12 protein-coding genes, 2 tRNA genes and 1 pseudogene are annotated in these 17,453 nt (G+C 24.6%); 7 read left to right on the plus strand and 8 right to left on the minus strand.

The features are described 5' to 3' along the window. Nucleotides 1-52 precede the first annotated feature (52 nt). The 3 genes from lon (at nt 53) to H0H36_RS01545 (ending at nt 3,809) form a co-directional block, all read left to right on the plus strand. Nucleotides 53-2,455: an endopeptidase La gene (gene lon, locus H0H36_RS01535; RefSeq protein WP_185869357.1), complete on the plus strand. Its 2,403-nt coding sequence runs from the start codon at nt 53-55 to the stop codon at nt 2,453-2,455. A 24-nt stretch (nt 2,456-2,479) separates the two neighbouring features. After that, a complete protein-coding gene (gene lysA / locus H0H36_RS01540) occupies nt 2,480-3,718 on the plus strand; it encodes a diaminopimelate decarboxylase (RefSeq protein WP_394366958.1) in 1,239 nt (412 codons plus the stop codon). A 6-nt stretch (nt 3,719-3,724) separates the two neighbouring features. After that, a tRNA-Ser gene (locus tag H0H36_RS01545) sits at nt 3,725-3,809 on the plus strand. Between the two features lie 30 nt (nt 3,810-3,839). Here H0H36_RS01545 and metG read toward each other — a convergent pair. Beyond that, a complete protein-coding gene (gene metG / locus H0H36_RS01550; protein WP_185869359.1) occupies nt 3,840-5,537 on the minus strand; it encodes a methionine--tRNA ligase in 1,698 nt (565 codons plus the stop codon). A gap of 48 nt (nt 5,538-5,585) precedes the next feature. On the opposite strand from metG, the gene H0H36_RS01555 reads away from it, so the two are divergent. Further along, nucleotides 5,586-6,488 carry a 5'-3' exonuclease gene (locus H0H36_RS01555; RefSeq protein ID WP_185869360.1) on the plus strand — a complete coding sequence of 301 codons (903 nt, stop codon included), beginning with the start codon at nt 5,586-5,588 and terminating at the stop codon, nt 6,486-6,488. Between the two features lie 2 nt (nt 6,489-6,490). On the opposite strand, the gene nadD is transcribed toward H0H36_RS01555, so the two are convergent. Beyond that, a complete protein-coding gene (gene nadD / locus H0H36_RS01560; RefSeq protein WP_185869361.1) occupies nt 6,491-7,063 on the minus strand; it encodes a nicotinate (nicotinamide) nucleotide adenylyltransferase in 573 nt (190 codons plus the stop codon). 188 nt (nt 7,064-7,251) lie between these two features. Between nadD and H0H36_RS03125 the strand changes: the two are divergent. From H0H36_RS03125 to ribB, 3 genes and pseudogenes are all read left to right on the plus strand, one after another. Further along, nucleotides 7,252-9,101: pseudogene (locus H0H36_RS03125) on the plus strand (DNA translocase FtsK 4TM domain-containing protein). Between the two features lie 12 nt (nt 9,102-9,113). Continuing rightward, nucleotides 9,114-10,271, plus strand: a complete 1,158-nt coding sequence (locus tag H0H36_RS01575; protein WP_185869363.1) for an LptF/LptG family permease — start codon at nt 9,114-9,116, stop codon at nt 10,269-10,271. A 5-nt stretch (nt 10,272-10,276) separates the two neighbouring features. Beyond that, the gene (gene ribB, locus H0H36_RS01580; RefSeq protein ID WP_185869364.1) at nt 10,277-10,924 is read left to right on the plus strand and encodes a 3,4-dihydroxy-2-butanone-4-phosphate synthase; all 648 of its coding nucleotides are present in this window, start codon (nt 10,277-10,279) and stop codon (nt 10,922-10,924) included. Here the strand turns inward: ribB and H0H36_RS01585 are convergent. The 6 genes from H0H36_RS01585 to carB all read right to left on the minus strand — a co-directional run bounded on the left by H0H36_RS01585 (nt 10,925) and on the right by carB (nt 17,434). Then, nucleotides 10,925-10,998: transfer RNA gene (locus tag H0H36_RS01585), tRNA-Asp, on the minus strand. A 25-nt stretch (nt 10,999-11,023) separates the two neighbouring features. Further along, entirely contained in the window at nt 11,024-11,344 is a 321-nt protein-coding gene (gene trxA / locus H0H36_RS01590; RefSeq protein WP_185869365.1) for a thioredoxin, read from the minus strand. 56 nt (nt 11,345-11,400) lie between these two features. Beyond that, nucleotides 11,401-12,483, minus strand: coding sequence for a M20 family metallo-hydrolase (locus H0H36_RS01595; protein WP_185869366.1), 1,083 nt, complete (start codon nt 12,481-12,483; stop codon nt 11,401-11,403). Further along, nucleotides 12,474-13,238: an acetylglutamate kinase gene (argB, locus tag H0H36_RS01600; protein WP_185869367.1), complete on the minus strand. Its 765-nt coding sequence runs from the start codon at nt 13,236-13,238 to the stop codon at nt 12,474-12,476. The genes H0H36_RS01595 and argB overlap by 10 nt, the downstream gene beginning before the upstream one ends. After that, nucleotides 13,235-14,188 (minus strand): Rossmann-fold NAD(P)-binding domain-containing protein, encoded by a 954-nt coding sequence (locus H0H36_RS01605; protein ID WP_185869368.1) that lies wholly within the window; start codon nt 14,186-14,188, stop codon nt 13,235-13,237. The genes argB and H0H36_RS01605 overlap by 4 nt, the downstream gene beginning before the upstream one ends. Nucleotides 14,189-14,197: 9 nt before the next feature. Further along, on the minus strand, nt 14,198-17,434 hold the full coding sequence (carB, locus tag H0H36_RS01610; RefSeq protein ID WP_185869369.1) for a carbamoyl-phosphate synthase (glutamine-hydrolyzing) large subunit: 3,237 nt from the start codon (nt 17,432-17,434) through the stop codon (nt 14,198-14,200). Between the last annotated feature and the right edge of the window lie 19 nt (nt 17,435-17,453).

The following is a 17,453-nucleotide window of genomic DNA, read 5'->3' on the forward strand; positions in this document are numbered from 1 at the left end:
AGTGGTGTGTGTATTATGATTAACATCATTTAAGTAAGAAATCTATTTTTTTATGTTACTAAAAAATATATTTACCGAATCTGGATTCGAATCTGAAGCTGAATTTATACCATTAATGAGTCAAGATGAAGAAGATCAGCTTCTTAAAGATGATATTCCTGAACAATTATGTATCTTAACAGTAAGAAATATGGTTTTGTATTCTGGAATTGTCTTTCCAATTATAGCAGGAAAAAGTGGATCAATACAATTATTACAAGATGCTTATGGATTAGATAAAACAGTTGGAGTGTTAACTCAAAAAAATTCTGGTATAGAAAAACTAAGCGAAAAAGATTTATATTCTGTAGGAACAGTTGCTAAAATATTGAAATTATTGAAAATGCCAGATGGAAACACAACTGTTATTTTGCAAGGAAAAAGAAGATTTAAAATAAATCGTTTTATTCAAAATGATCCATATTTTAAAGCAGAAATTATAGCTTTAGAAGAAAATAAACCATCATCCAAAGATAAAGAATATCTTGCTTTAGTTGAATCTATTAAAGAAATCGCCATAAAAATTATTCAGGATAACCCAAATATACCATCAGAAGCAAGTATTGCTATTCGTAATATAGAAAGTCCTTCTTTTTTAATAAATTTTGTAGCAGCTAATATGAATTTAGCTACTAGAGATAAACAAAAACTATTAGAATATGATGATTTAAAAAAAAGAGCAATGGAAACATTGCGTTTTTTAAATGTAGAACATCAACAAATAAAATTAAAAAATGATATTCAATCTCGTGTTCGTAGTGATATGGACCAACAACAAAGAGAATACTTTTTACATCAGCAAATTAAAGCTATACAAGAAGAATTAGGAGATATTTCTTATGAAAAAGAAATTGATGAAATGCGGGCTAAAGCTTCTAGAAAAAAATGGACTAAGGAAGCTAAGAAACAATTTGACAGAGAATTATTAAAAATGCAAAGAACTAATCCACAAATGCCAGAATATACGGTACAAAGAAATTATCTAGAACTGATGATAGATCTTCCTTGGGGAAGATATTCAAAAGATAGTTTTGATTTAGAATATGCACAAAAAATACTAGACAGAGATCATTACGGATTAGAAAAAGTAAAAGAACGTATTATAGAATATTTAGCTGTATTAAAATTGAGAGGAGATATGCGTTCCCCTATTTTATGTTTTTACGGTCCACCTGGAGTAGGAAAAACATCCTTAGGTAGATCTATTGCTACTGCTCTTAAAAGAAAATATGTTCGTATTTCTTTAGGAGGATTACATGATGAATCTGAAATACGTGGACACAGAAGAACTTATATTGGAGCTATGCCAGGTAGACTTTTACAATCTATACGAAAAGTAGGGACCTCTAATCCTGTTTTTGTTATTGATGAAATAGATAAAATGGGTATAGGTGCAAATGGAGATCCTTCTTCTGCTATGTTAGAAGTTTTAGATCCGGAACAAAATACCTCCTTTTATGATAATTTTTTAGAAATGGGTTATGATTTATCAAAAGTATTATTCATTGCCACAGCAAATTCACTATCTAATATACAACCAGCTCTTATAGATAGAATGGAGATTATAGAAATGAATGGATATACGGTAGAAGAAAAAACGCAAATAGTAAAAAAACATATATTACCAAAACAACTAAAAGAAAACGGATTAAAAAAATCTGATTTAATACTTGGAATAAAACAAATAGAAAAAGTGATTGAAAGTTATACCAGAGAATCTGGTCTAAGAACTCTGGAAAAAAAGATAGCTAAATTAGCACGTAATGTAGCAAAGCATATTGCTATGAATAAAAAATATGTAAAAAATTTAAGTATTGAAAAAATAGAAAATGTTCTTGGAATACCAAATGATCCAGACCGTTATGAAGGTAATAATGTTCCAGGTGTGGTTACAGGTTTAGCCTGGACTAATTCTGGTGGAGATATTTTATATATTGAATCCAGTTTATCTAAAGGAAAAGGAAATTTAAGTATTACTGGTAATTTAGGAGAGGTAATGAAAGAATCTGCTACTATTGCTTTACAGTATATTAAAGCTCATTATAAAGAATTTAACATAAATCCTATAATGTTTGAAGAAATCAATGTACATGTACATGTACCTGAAGGAGCAGTTCCTAAAGATGGTCCATCAGCAGGAATAACAATGTTAACTTCTCTAGTATCAAGTTATACTAAAAGAAAATTAAGACCTCATTTAGCCATGACAGGAGAAATTACCCTAAGAGGTAAGGTTTTACCTGTAGGTGGAATTAAAGAAAAAATATTAGCAGCTAAACGAGCTAATATAAAAGAAATTATCCTTTCACAGGATAATAAAAAAGATGTAGAAGAGATTAAACCAGAACATTTAAAAGGATTAACCTTTGATTATGTCATAAATATGAACGATGTAATTCTTTTATCTCTATTATAATATCTCTATTTTTTATTATTATATATGATGAAAGAATTAGAAAACATGATTTATACAGTTCATAAAGAACATTTAATTCAATTAGCAAAAAAATACGGAACTCCACTTTATGTATACGATTCTTTTAAAATAAAGAAACAATATATAAAAATGATAAAAGCTTTTAGTGGAATAAAAAATATTATAATTAATTATGCATGTAAAGCGAATACTAATCTTAATATATTAAAATTTTTACAAAAATTGGGTAGTGGATTAGATACAGTATCCATTCAAGAAGTAGAATTAGGGTTAAAAGCAGGATTTCATCCAAAGAAAATCATATTCACTCCTAATTGTGTTTCTATTCAAGAAGTTAAAAAAGCTGTTAATTTAGGGGTTAGAATTAACCTAGATAATCTATCCGTTTTAGAACAATTTGGAGAATGTTATCCTGATTATTCTATAGGAATAAGAATAAATCCGCATATTATGGCTGGTGGAAATTATAAAATTTCAGTAGGACATATTGATTCTAAATTTGGAATATCTTATTATCAAATTCCTCATATGAAAAGGATATTAAAAAATACAGGATTAAAAATAGAAGGGTTACATATGCATACAGGATCTGATATATCAGATATCAAATCTTTTTTAGAAGGTGCAAAAATATTGTTTAAAACAGCTATAGATTTTCCAAATATTGATTATATAGATTTTGGTAGTGGTTTTAAAGTACCATATACAAAAAATGATATAAAAACGGATTTGACTTCTTTAAGCAAAGAGATTACAGAAAAATTTAAAGACTTTTGTACTTCTTATGGTCATCAAATTACTTTAATTTTTGAGCCAGGAAAATTTTTAGTAAGTGAATCTGGATACTTTTTGGTTAGTGTAAATGTTATTAAACATACTACTTCTACTGTATTTGCTGGAGTAGATTCAGGTTTTAATCATTTTATTCGTCCTATGTTTTATGATGCTTATCATTATATTGAAAATATTTCTAATCCAAATGGTCGTTTTCGTTTTTATACTGTAGTTGGATATATCTGTGAATCAGATACTTTTGGTTTTAATAGAAAAATAACGGAAATCAGAGAAGGAGATATTTTATGTTTAAAAAACGCAGGAGCTTATTGTTTTTCTATGTCTTCTAATTATAATTCTCGTTATAGACCTTCTGAAATAATGATTTTAAATGGAAAAGATTTTATTATAAGAAAAAGAGAAACAATGCAAGATATTCTTAGAAATATAGTAGAAATAGATATTTAATTTTATGGAGAGATGGCAGAGTGGTTAATTGCGGCGGTCTTGAAAACCGTAGAGGTTAGTTCCTCCGGGGGTTCGAATCCCTCTCTCTCCGCATTATTTTATAATAAAACTAAAAAATTAACTATAAAAAAGTTTTTTTTTGCATTTTTTCTAATTTTTTTATTTGATATTCAATACTTTCATTAGTTATTTTTTTAAATAAAAATGTTGATTTACCTAATAAATGTCCTGGACATAAAATTTTTTCTATGTTTTTAATTTTTTTCCAAAAAAAAGGCTTCAAATGAAGCATATCTAATAGTTTTATAGCTGTATGTGGAAGAAATGGTTCAGCTAATTGAGCTAACATTGCAACAATTTGTAGAGATACATAAATAATTGCATCTAAACGTTTTTCTTTTTTTTTTTTCCAAGGTTCTTCTTCTGTTAAATATTTATTTCCTATTCTAGCTAAATCCATAAAACCGGATAAAGATTCTCTAAATTTATAAGATTCAATTAAATCACCTATGTATTTTGGATAATTTTTTATTTTATTTAAAATACTTTTATCTTTTTTAGATAAAATTCCAGGATTAGGAACAATTCCATTATTATGTCTTTGAACTAAGGTAAGGCTTCTATTTACAAAATTTCCTAATATAGCAACTAATTCCGTATTACTTTTCTTTTGAAAATCTTTCCAATTAAAATTATTATCTTTTGTTTCTGGCATATTAGCTATAAGAATATAACGAAGTGTATCTTGTTGATTTGGAAAATCTTTTAGGTATTCATGAACCCATACTGCCCAATTTTTAGAAGTAGATATTTTTTTATTTTCTAAATTTAGAAATTCATTAGCTAATATTTTATCCGGTAAAATATATCCATTATTATACGCTTTAAGTATAACCGGAAAAATAATACAATGAAAAACTATATTATCTTTTCCTATAAATTGAATTAATTTAGTTTCTTTATCTTTCCAATAAAATTTCCAATCTATTTTTTTACGTTTAGACCATTCTATAGTAGAAGAAATATATCCTATAGGAGCATCGAACCAAACGTATAACACTTTTCCTTTTGTTTTAGAAATGGGGACAGGTACACCCCAATTTAAATCTCTTGTGATTGCACGAGGTTTTAATCCTTTATCTAACCAAGATTTAGCTTGTCCATATACATTAACTTTCCAATCTTTTTTATGGTTAACTAAAATCCATTTTTCTAAAAAATTTTGATATTTATTCAAAGGTAAGTACCAATGTTTTGTTTTTTTTAAAATAGGTATATTTCCACTTATAGTAGATTTTGGGGATATTAAATCTTCAGGAATCAATGAAATTCCACAATTTTCACATTGATCTCCATAAGCTTCTTTTTTTTTACAATGGGGACATATGCCAGATATGTATCTATCTGCTAAAAATTGTTTGGTTTCTTGATCGTAATATTGTTTAGAAAATTTTTCCAAAAGTTTTTCTTTGTCATAAAGTTTTTTAAAAAAAGAAGTAGAAATTTTGTAATGAATTTTTGTAGAAGTTCTAGAATAGTTATCAAATTGTATACCAAAATTAATAAAACAATTTTTAATAAGATAATGATATTTATTAACTATATCTTTAGGTTTTTTTTTTTCTTTTTTAGCTTGTATAGCAATAGGCACTCCATGTTCATCAGATCCACATATAAAAATAACATCTCTATTTTTTCGTTTAAGAAAACGAACAAAAATATCTGCTGGTAAATAAACTCCTGCTAAATGACCAATATGAATTGGTCCATTTGCATATGGTAAAGCTGCAGTTACTATATATTTATTTGATTTTTTCATACCTAATAGATTATGAATAAATAAATTTAATATATAATAATAAATAATATGAATAATAAAAAATTATTTTTAATAGACGCATACTCTATTATTTATCAGAGTTTTTATGCTTACATAAAAAATCCTCTTTTTACTTCTAAAGGATTAAATACTTCTCCTATTATATATTTTACATATTTTTTGATAAATATATTAAATAATGAAAAACCAAACTATATGTCTATCATTTTTGATACAAGTCAAGAAACTTTTCGTAAAAAAGAATATGACAAATATAAAGCACATAGAAAAAGAACACCTGAAGCTATTTATATAGCTATTCCTTATATTAAAAGAATTTTAAAAACTTTTAAAATATCTTTTTTTTATGCTAAAAATGGATATGAAGCAGATGATATTATAGGTACAATAGCTAAAAAAGCGGAAAAAAAAGGATATTTTATTTATATAATTTCTTTAGATAAAGATTTTTATCAACTGATAACAAAAAATATTAAAATTTATGTACCACCTTTTAAAAGAAATCCAAAAAAAATATTGGGAATAGAAGAAATTAAAAATAAATTTGGAATAATTCATCCAAAACAAATTATAGATTTATGGAGTATGATGGGAGATCCTTCTGATAATATACCAGGATTACCAGGAGTAGGAGAAAAAAATGCTAAAAAATTTATTAAAAAGTATGGTAGTATTGAAAACTTATTCAATTCAATCCATGATCTTAACGGAAAAATTAAAAAAAATATAGAAAATAATAAATATTTAGGTTTTTTATCTAAAAAGTTAGTTACTATTGTAACTCATATTCCATTTTTTTCTTTTCAAGAAGAAAAATTATATATTAAAAAACCTAATTGGACTTCTATAAAAAAAATATTTCTAGAACTAGAATTTAATAGACTATTAAAAATGGCTTATCAATATTATATATATAAAATAAAAGAATAAGTTTATCTATAAAATTTATATTTATTAATATAATTCCAAACTTCTGTATGAAGTAAAGGTTTTATATTTTTTCCTTTTTTAATAGAATTTCTAATAGAAGAAGAAGATATATCAATAATTGGAGCTTTCAAAAAAATTATTTTACCCTGTTTAAAAATAGGATTATAAAAAAATCCAATTCTTGGGTATACCAAGATATCATATCTATTTAAAATTAAATTATAATTTTTCCATTTTTTTAAAGAAGAAAATGAATCTTTTCCCAAAAGAATAGAAAATTTATTATTAGGAAATTTTTTTTCTATATTACATAATGTATATATAGTATAAGAAGGTGAATATCCAGATTCAATATCTAAAATATTCATCTTTTCATAACCATAAATAGCTATTCTAACCATTTTTATTCTATTTTCATAATCCAAAAGATCACATTTTTTTTTAAATGGATTTTGGGGAGAAACTATAAACCAAACATGATCTACATCTTTTATAAATTCTGTTATATAATTAGCAATAATTATATGTCCTAAATGTATAGGGTTAAACGATCCAAAATAAAGTACTATTTTCATTTTAAAAAATACATATTTTTTGTATCTATTTTTTTAATAAAAATTAACTAATAAGTAAAAATTTTATTTATACTTCTATTAAAAAATAGAATAATTCCATCTTTTTTGTATTTTTATTTGAAATATTTTAATACAAATTTACATAAAATCATGATTTTACAATATCAAATTTTTGAATAGTATAAAATATGAATGAAAATAAAAATAAAATTATAGACACTATTTATGGTTTTTTTTTATTAGGAAATAGTATTTTTTTATTTTTAAGTTTTTTTTCTTTTCTTTTTCATTGGAAAAATGATCAAAGTCAATTAGAATATTTTTTTGATAAGGAAATAATAGCAGATAATTTACTTGGTAAAATAGGAGCATCTGTATCTCACAGTTTTATTTATTGTGGAATAGGTATTAGTGCTTTTTTTATTCCTATACTATTATTTTTAACAGGATTAAAAATACTTTTTATAAAAAAAAAATTATTAAACAATTTTTATAAATCAACAATATATAAATTTATATTTTTTAGCGTTTGGCTTCCTATAACTTTTTATATTATACTTCCAGATAATAATGATAATAATGGAATATTCTGTGGAATTTTTGGATTTGAGGTAGGTAATTTATTAATTAATTTATTTGGTAAAGTAGGAGTATACATATTACTTTGTACGAGTATTATTTTTTATTATATTATAATTTTTCATATCACTACTCATAAAATAAAAAATGGAATAAAAAAAAAAAATGGAATATTATAACAAATATAATATTCAAATTTTTTAAAAAAAGATATAAAAAAAACAATAATTTAAACGATTTTACTAAAAAAAAAGAGGATAAAAATATTTTACATACAATTCTTTATCAAAAAAAAGAAAATGATACTACATATAAAAAGGATCATACTGATTTAGAATTTAATAAAAAAAAAATAGTTAAAATACTTAAACATTATAAAGTTGAGGTCCATCAAATAAAAGCTATAGTAGGTCCTACTATTACTTTATACGAAATATATCCTCATGTAGGAGTACGTATTTCAAAAATAAAAAATTTAGAAAATGAAATTGCTTTAAATTTATCCGCTATATCCATAAGAATTATAGCTCCTATACCTGGAAAAGGATCCGTTGGAATAGAAATACCTAACAATCATCGTTCTATTGTTTATATGAAAGATATTCTTTTTTCAGAAGAAAGTGATAAAAAAAGTTATAAAAAAGAGCTTCCTATACCCTTAGGAAAAACTATATTTAATGAAATATTTATTATAGATTTAGTAGATATGCCTCACTTACTTGTAGCCGGTTCTACTGGACAAGGAAAATCTGTAGGATTAAATGTTATGATAATTTTTTTATTATATAAAAAAAATTCAGAAAATATAAAATTTATTTTAATTGACCCTAAAAAAGTAGAATTATCTATATACAAAAAAATTTCAAAGTCTTATTTTGCTACATTGCCTAATTCTAAGGATACTATTATTACAAATTTACATAGAGTAAAAAATATATTAAATTCCTTATGTAAGGAAATGGAAAAAAGATATGTTATTTTAGAAAAATATCAAGTAAGAAATATTAAAGAATATAATATAAAACATAAAAAAAAACATTTACCTTATATTGTATTAATTATTGATGAATTTGCAGATTTAAGTCTTTCTTTCAAAGAAAAAAAAATAGAAACATATATAACTCGTTTAGCTCAACTTGCACGTGCTGTTGGAATTCATTTAATTTTAGCAACACAACGTCCATCAGTAGATGTAATTACTGGATTAATTAAATCTAATTTTACTGCAAGAATATCATTTAGAGTAAGTTCTAAAATAGATTCTATAACTATACTAGATTGTGCAGGAGCGGAACAATTAATAGGAAAAGGTGATCTTCTATTTTCCAATAATAATGAATTAATAAGATTGCAATGTCCATTTATGGATTTATCAGATATACAAAAAGTTGTTGATTTCTATGGAAAAAAGAATCATAATAAAAAAGAATACTTTTTACCAAAACCAGATATTGAGTAATATATAATAATAATGCTAATAAAAAAGTTTGATTTATATATGATTCGTTTATTTATAATTCCTTTTTTAGCTGTTTTCTCTATAATATTTATTGTATTTATGATTCAGTTTTTTTGGAGTCAGATAGATGAATTAACAGGTAAAAACATAAATATTTTTATTATAATAAAATTTATATTTTATTTTGGTGTATCTATTATTCCATTAATTACTCCTATAGCTTTATTATTTACTTCTATTATAACTTTCGGAGAATTATCAGAAAATAAAGAATTGGAAGTAATTAAATATTCTGGAATATCTCTTTTTCGTGTCATGAAACCTATTTTATGGATAACCTTTATACTATCCATAGTATTGTATTTTTTTTCCGATTTTATTATTCCAAAAGCAAAAATGAAAACTAGAAAATTAGGATATAAAATATCATTAGCTCATCCATATTTCAAATTAAAAGAAGGAGTTTTTGTTAAAATATTACCTGATTTTTTTATAAAAGTAGATAAAAAATTAAAAAACAATAAATTACATAATATATTTATTTTTTTTTATGGTAAAAATTCACTTGTAAATACTATTTTTTCTAAAAAAGGATCAATAAAAAATATTGAAAATAAATCTATTCAATTAAAGTTAGTTCATGGAATTTTATATAGTGAAAATGATAATTTTTCAAAAAAAGAACAATCATCATATCAAATTATAGAATTTGATACTTTAATTCAAAATTTTCAAATACCTTCAGAAGAAAAAATAATAAATTTAAATGAATATTATAATTACTATAAAAATTTGAATACAAAAAAATTAATTAAAAAAATTAACTTTTTAAAAAAAAAAAAAAATTCTTTTTTTGAAAAAAAATATTTATTAAATCTACAATTAGAATTGCAAAAAAAATTTACATTTCCAGTAACATGCATTATGATGTTTCTTATTGGAGCTCCATTAGGTGCTATTATTAGAAAAGGAGGTATAGGTTATCCAACCATTGTAGCACTAGCTATATTTATAATTTATTATATTTTACTTACCATAACTCAAAATAAAGTAGAAAAAAATGAAATAACTCCATGGATAGGAGCGTGGATTCCTAATTTTATTTTTTTTCCAGTAAGTATATGGATGACGTATAAAACTGTAATGGATGATTTTTATATAAAAATTTAATTGATATGATTTTTGATTCTACTAATCAAAACTTAGATGATATTGAAGATGCTATACAGGACATACAAAATGGAAAAATTATTATCGTTGTTGATGATAAAAATAGAGAAAATGAAGGAGATTTTATGGTATCTGCTGAAAAAATTACTCCTAAAATTGTAAATTTTCTAATAACTCATGGAAGGGGATTAGTTTGTGTTTCCTTAACAGAAGAAAAATGTGATCAACTAAAACTTAAAATGATGGTAAAAAATAATACAGATCCTATAAGAACTGCTTTTACAGTATCCGTAGATTTAATAGGATATGGAGTTAGTACAGGTATTTCTGTTTCAGACAGATCAAAAACTATTTTTGCACTAGTAAATGAATTTAAACCTGAAGCATTTAATAAACCAGGACATATATTTCCTCTACGCGCAAGAAAAGGAGGAGTCTTAGAAAGACCTGGACATACAGAAGCGGCTATAGATATAACTAAAATGGCAGGATGTATCCCTGGAGGGGTTATAGTGGAAATACTTAATAAAAATGGATCTATGGCACGTACACCACAATTAATTCATATTGCTAAAAAATTTCATATCAAAATCATATCTATAGAAGATTTAATAAAATATAAAATTAAACATAAAAAAATTAATAAAAAATAGCGGTCTGGACGGGATTTGAACCCGCGACCCCATGCGTGACAGGCATGTATTCTAACCAACTGAACTACCAGACCAAGAAAAAAAAATTAGAATATTATATTATATTATTAAAGCATCTAATTTTTTTCTAATGTCCTCTTTAGAAGCAATTCCTATATGCATATCCTTTTTTTCTCCATTTTTAAAAAAAATCATAGTTGGAATACTTCGTATACCATATTTTGAAGAAGCTTTTGGATTATTATCTACATTTAACTTCATTACTAATACTTTAGTTTTATATTCAGTAAATATTTCTTCTAATAAAACTGATAAAGCTCTACATGGAGCACACCATGGAGCCCAAAAATCCAATAAAATAGGTTTATTAGATTCAGATAATAACTTTTCAAAGTTATCATCATTTATTTCTTGTAACATACTTTTTTCCATTTAAATAAAAAAAACATAACAAATTTACCTTTTTTGTTTCAAATTCAAAAGTTAAAATCTTTTAATAAGCAGATATATATATCTATTCCTTCCATTATTTCTGAAATAAAAACGTATTCATTAGGAGTATGAGAACGTAAACTATCACCTACTCCCATTTTAATAGTAGGAAAAGGCATAATACTTTGGTCTGAAAGTGTAGGAGATCCATAAGTATTTATACCTATAAATTTAGCTTTTAAAACAATAGGATGCGTAGGATCAATAAAAGATGAATTTAAATGATAAGAACGTGGCTTCATTTTAGATTGAATTTTAGTTTGTATCATTTCAATCAATTCTTCATTTTTATATAATTCATTAGTTCTAATATCTATAACAAAGGAACAAAAATCAGGAATAACATTATGTTGTATACCGCCTTGTATTTGAGTTACATTTAAAGTAGTAAAACCTAATAATTTTGATTTTCTTTCAAAATAAAAATTTTTTAAATATTCTATATCTCTTGTAGCTATATAAATAGCATTAATTCCTATATTATATCTTGCAGAATGTCCTGTTTTACCTTCAGCTATACAATCTAATACAATTAATCCTTTTTCAGCAATAGCTACCTGCATTTTTGTTGGTTCTCCTACAATTCCTAAATCTATACGTCCTAATTCAGGTAAAACAGTTATTACACCTAAAGAACCAGATATTTCTTCTTCTGCAGTAATAGAAAGTATTAATCTATAAGATAGTTTAGATAAACTACTTAAATATATAAAAGAGGATATTAATGAAACAACAGAAGCGCCTGCATCATTACTTCCTAATCCTATTAATTTACCTTCTTTTTTTATAGCAGTAAAAGGATTAGTTATCCAATTTTTACCTGGTTTTACTGTATCATAATGAGAATTTAATAATATAGTTTTTGTATTTTTTTTTTCAGAATAATTAGTATTTTCTGTCCATATATTGTTAAATTTTCTTTTAACATAAAATCCATATTTATGAAGATAATCTTCTATTAAAAAAGAAACTTTATTTTCTTGTTTGGATATAGAGGGAATATTTATTATTTGTATAAGAAGTTGTATAGCCTCTTTTTTTAATACTTGTAAATTTACTACAGACATAAAATAGTATTATCATAATTAGGTCTCCCTATACTAACTTTAGTTACTCCATTTTTTAATGCAAAAAAAGCATTTTCCAATTTAGGTATCATACCATTTTTAATAATATTATTTTTTTTCATTTTCTGAAATAAATCAAAATTTATTTCTCTTAAATAAGATTCCGAATCTTGTATATCTCGCAATACTCCCTTTTTTTCAAAATAGAAATGTAATTCTATTTCACAATCCTTTGCTAAGGATATAGCAATATAAGCGGCTATTGTATCTGCGTTTGTATTTAGAAGATTTCCTGTTCCATTATGAGTAATAGAACATAATACAGGTATTATATTATTTTTCAACATAAGTTTTATGAAATGTGTATTAACACTATTTTCTGTATTTAGATCTCCAACATATCCATAATCAATATTTTCTTTTTTACGTAAATATGATTTAATGCAATTACCATCTGCTCCACACAAACCTATAGCATTACAATGATAAGATTGTAATAAAGACACAATATTTTTATTAATTATCCCTGCATAAGTCATAACAACTATATCCAGAGTTTTTTTATCTGTTATTCTTCTACCTTGTATAATTTTTTGAGGGACTCCCATTTTATTTAAAATAACATCTGCTTTTTTTCCTCCTCCATGAATCAAAATCTTGTATCCTTTTAATTTACAAAAAGATTCCAAAGAATTATTAAGTAATCTTTGTTCATTAATTAAATGTCCTCCAATTTTTACTATATGTATTTTCATAATAAAGATTGTATAATTTTTTTAAAAATTATTTGAGAAGCATAAATTCTATTTTCTGCTTGTTGTAATACAATGGAATTTTTGCTATCTAAAACTGCATCTTCCACTACTATATTTCTCCTTACAGGTAAACAGTGCATAAATTTAGCCTGATTAGTTAGCTTCATTTTTTTTTTTGTAATCATCCAATCATAATCATGACAAAGTACTTTACCGTAATCTAAATAACTGCTCCAATTTTTGGCATAAATAAAATCTGCATTTATAAATGCTTTATTTTGATTATTTATATAAATTCCGTTATAAAATTTTTTATGAAGATGATATTCTTTTGGACACGTAATAATGAAATCTATTTGCTCTATCTTAGATATCCACTGAGAAAAAGAATTTGCTACAGAATGAGGTAATGGTTTTATATGTGGGGCCCAACTTAACACTACTTTACATTTTTTTTTAAAAAATGAAGTATATTCTGCAATAGTCATAACGTCTGCTAAAGATTGCAAAGGATGCAAAGTAGCACTTTCCATATTTATTACAGGAATTTTAGAATAATTCAATATTTTCTTAAAAAGAACTTCCTTATAATCATAATCTTTATCTATAAGATTAGGAAAAGTTCTTACTGCAAGAATATCACAATACATACTCATTACAGAAATAGCTTCTTTAAGATGTTCTTGTGTTGTTTTCATAACATTACCATCATTCATTTCAATTTTCCAAGTATCATTATTAATGTTTAATACCCAAATATTACATCCTAAATTAAAAGCTGCTTTTTGACAACTGATTCTAGTACGCAAACTAGGATTAAAAAAAACTAATCCTATTGTTTTATTCTTTCCAATATGTTGTATTCCATATGGATTTTTTTTCAAAAAAATGGCTTCTTTAACAAGATCAAATATGTTTGGAACATCTTCTACACTAAAAAATTTTTTCATAAATTTTATTCATTTACATTTATATTCATCCCAAGCTTTTATAAATAATTTTTCCATAGATAAATTACAAAATGCTTGTATAAAAGCTTTTGTTAAACGTGTATTAGTAAGCAAAGGTATATTAAAATCAACAGCATAACGTCTTATAGTATAATCATTATCCAATTCAGATTTACTTAGATTTTTTGGAATATTAATAATAAGATCTAATTTTTTATTCTTAATTAATTCAATAACATTTGAATATTTCTTCACATTAGGCCAATAAACTCTTGTGGATGGAATTCCATTTTTATATAAAAATTTATTAGTGCCTTCCGTAGCAAATATGATATATCCTTTTTTATGTAAAATTTTTATCTCTTCTAAAAGATCTAATTTAGATCCAATAGGACCTCCAGATATCAATATATTTTTTTTTGGAATGGTATAACCAACAGAAAGCATAGATTTTAAAAGTGCTTCTTCAAAAGTATTTCCTAAACATCCCACTTCTCCTGTAGAAGTCATATCTACTCCTAAAATGGGATCTGCATTTTGTAAACGAGAAAAAGAAAATTGAGAAGCTTTTACTCCTAAGAAATTTGTTACAAAAAAATTAGGTTCTATTTTATTTTTCTTTTTACCAAGAATAACTTGAGTAGCTAATTCAATCATATTAAAATGAGAAATTTTCGATACAAAAGGAAAGCTTCTAGAAGCTCTTAAATTGCATTCAATTACTTTTATTTTATTTTTTTTCAATAAAAATTGAATATTAAAAGGACCAGATATATTGAAATATTTAGAAATTTTTTTAGATATACAAATTATTTTTTTTAATGTAGATAAATAAAGATTATGTGGAGGATATACTAATGTTGCGTCTCCTGAATGTACTCCTGCAAATTCTACGTGTTCAGATATAGCATAATACAATATTTCTCCATTTTGAGAAACAGCATCTAATTCAACTTCTTTTGCGTTTTTTATAAATTCTGTTATAACTAATGGATATTCAGTAGAAATAGATACTTTTTTATTAAGAAAATGTTGTAATTCTTCTTTATTAGAGAAAACATTCATATTCGCTCCTGAAAGAACATAAGAAGGTCTAATTAATATAGGAAAATCTACTTCTTTTACAAATTTATAAATAGCATTTAAATCAGATAACTCTCTCCATCTAGGTTGTTCAATTCCTAAATAATCCATAGCATTAGAAAATTTGTATCTATTTTCTACTTTATCTATAGAAATAGGAGACGTTCCTAGAATTTTTACCTTATTTTTATAAAGTTTTAAAACTAAATTATTAGGTATCTGACCTCCCATAGATACAATTGTACCTTTTGGATTTTCTAGTTCAATAATGTCTAATACACGTTCTAAAGTAAGTTCTTCAAAATATAATCTATCACATATATCAAAATCAGTACTCACAGTTTCCGGATTATAATTAATCATTATTGATCTATAAGATTCTTTATTAATAGCATTTAATGCATTAACACAACACCAATCAAATTCAACACTACTTCCTATTCTGTAAACTCCTGATCCTAATATTATTACAGATTTTTTATCTTTTTCATAAACAATATCATGTTGAATAGAATGATAAGTCAAATATAAATAATTTGTATATGCAGGATATTCAGAAGCTAAAGTATCAATTTGTCTAACAAATGGAATTATGTTAATTTTTTTTCTATATTCTCTTATATCTTTTTCTAAATCAAAAATATTTTTATATTTATCATTTTTTTTTGAAAAAAAAATACTAGCTATTTGTATATCTGAAAAACCTTGCTTTTTAGCTTTTATTAATAATTCTTTAGGAATATTTTTCCAATTATCAAAATGTTCTATCTTTTTTTTAGTTTGATAAATATTATTAAGTTGATGTAAAAACCATGGATCTATTTTTGTAAAATTGTGTATTTCTTTAATGGAAAATCCTTCTTCTAAAGCTTTTTCTAAAAAGAAAATTCTTTGATCTGTAGGATTTTTTAGAGATTCTTTTAGTAGTTTATTGGATAAATGTTTTTTTTCAAAATTTATAAATCCTTTTTTTCCTATATCTAACATACGAATCCCTTTTTGTATAGCTTCTTCAAAAGAACCCCCAATAGACATTACTTCTCCTACACTTTTCATACTACTTCCAATTTTATTGGATACTCCATAAAATTTTTTTAAATCCCATCTAGGTATTTTACATACTACATAATCTAAAGCAGGTTCAAAAAAAGCAGAAGTATTTTTAGTAACTGAATTCTTTAATTCATGTAATCCATATCCTATAGATAATTTAGCTGCCACAAAAGCTAAAGGATAACCAGTTGCTTTGGAAGCAAGAGCACTAGAACGAGAAAGACGAGCATTAACTTCAATTACACGATAATCTTCTGAACTAGGACTTAAGGCAAATTGAACATTACATTCTCCAATTATATTAAAGTTTTTTGCTATACGTATAGCTAATTCTCTTAATTTATAATATTCCGAATTAGTCAAAGTTTGCGATGGAGCTACCACAATACTTTCTCCTGTATGAATTCCTATAGGATCAAAATTTTCCATATTACATACAGCAATACAATTATCATAATGATCTCTAACTATTTCATATTCAATCTCTTTCCATCCTTTTAAATATTCTTCTACAACTATTTGAGAAGAATAAGAAAAAGCTTTATTGACTATTTTTTTTAAATCATTAATATTTTTAGCTACTCCACTTCCTAATCCTCCAAGTGTATAAGCAGATCTAATAATAATAGGAAAACCTATTTTAGAAGAACATAAAACTGCCTCTTCCATAGAATTAGACACAAAACTTTTTGCCGTTTTTATGTTTATATCATTTAATTTATTTCTAAATAAGCTTCTATCTTCACTATTAATAATAGATTCAATAGGGGTTCCTAAAACTTTAATTTTATATTTATCTATAATTCCTTTTTTAAAAAGTTGAATTCCACAATTTAATGCCGTTTGTCCACCAAAAGATAGTATAATTCCTTTTGGTTTTTCTTTATCTATAACATTTTTAATAAAAAATAAAGTTAAAGGAAGAAAATAAACTTTATCAGCAATTCCTTTAGAAGTTTGAACAGTGGCAATATTTGGATTAATCAATATAGTATAAATACCCTCTTCTTTAAGAGCTTTTAATGCTTGCGTTCCAGAATAATCAAATTCACCAGCTTCTCCTATTTTTAATGCACCTGATCCCAGTATAAGTACTTTATCTATTTTCATACTAATTTTGGAAGATTCT

It is taken from the genome of Blattabacterium cuenoti (assembly GCF_014252395.1).
In the GTDB taxonomy this organism is placed as follows: Bacteria; Bacteroidota; Bacteroidia; order Flavobacteriales; family Blattabacteriaceae; genus Blattabacterium; species Blattabacterium cuenoti_AA.

Bases quoted from the DNA above. Each gene is read 5' to 3' on its own strand.
- lon (WP_185869357.1), top strand. From the start codon at position 53: ATGTTACTAAAAAATATATTTACCGAATCTGGATTCGAATCTGAAGCT.
- lysA (WP_394366958.1), top strand. From the start codon at position 2,480: ATGATGAAAGAATTAGAAAACATGATTTATACAGTTCATAAAGAACAT.
- metG (WP_185869359.1), bottom strand. From the start codon at position 5,537: ATGAAAAAATCAAATAAATATATAGTAACTGCAGCTTTACCATATGCA.
- H0H36_RS01555 (WP_185869360.1), top strand. From the start codon at position 5,586: ATGAATAATAAAAAATTATTTTTAATAGACGCATACTCTATTATTTAT.
- nadD (WP_185869361.1), bottom strand. From the start codon at position 7,063: ATGAAAATAGTACTTTATTTTGGATCGTTTAACCCTATACATTTAGGA.
- H0H36_RS01575 (WP_185869363.1), top strand. From the start codon at position 9,114: ATGCTAATAAAAAAGTTTGATTTATATATGATTCGTTTATTTATAATT.
- ribB (WP_185869364.1), top strand. From the start codon at position 10,277: ATGATTTTTGATTCTACTAATCAAAACTTAGATGATATTGAAGATGCT.
- trxA (WP_185869365.1), bottom strand. From the start codon at position 11,344: ATGTTACAAGAAATAAATGATGATAACTTTGAAAAGTTATTATCTGAA.
- H0H36_RS01595 (WP_185869366.1), bottom strand. From the start codon at position 12,483: ATGTCTGTAGTAAATTTACAAGTATTAAAAAAAGAGGCTATACAACTT.
- argB (WP_185869367.1), bottom strand. From the start codon at position 13,238: ATGAAAATACATATAGTAAAAATTGGAGGACATTTAATTAATGAACAA.
- H0H36_RS01605 (WP_185869368.1), bottom strand. From the start codon at position 14,188: ATGAAAAAATTTTTTAGTGTAGAAGATGTTCCAAACATATTTGATCTT.
- carB (WP_185869369.1), bottom strand. From the start codon at position 17,434: ATGAAAATAGATAAAGTACTTATACTGGGATCAGGTGCATTAAAAATA.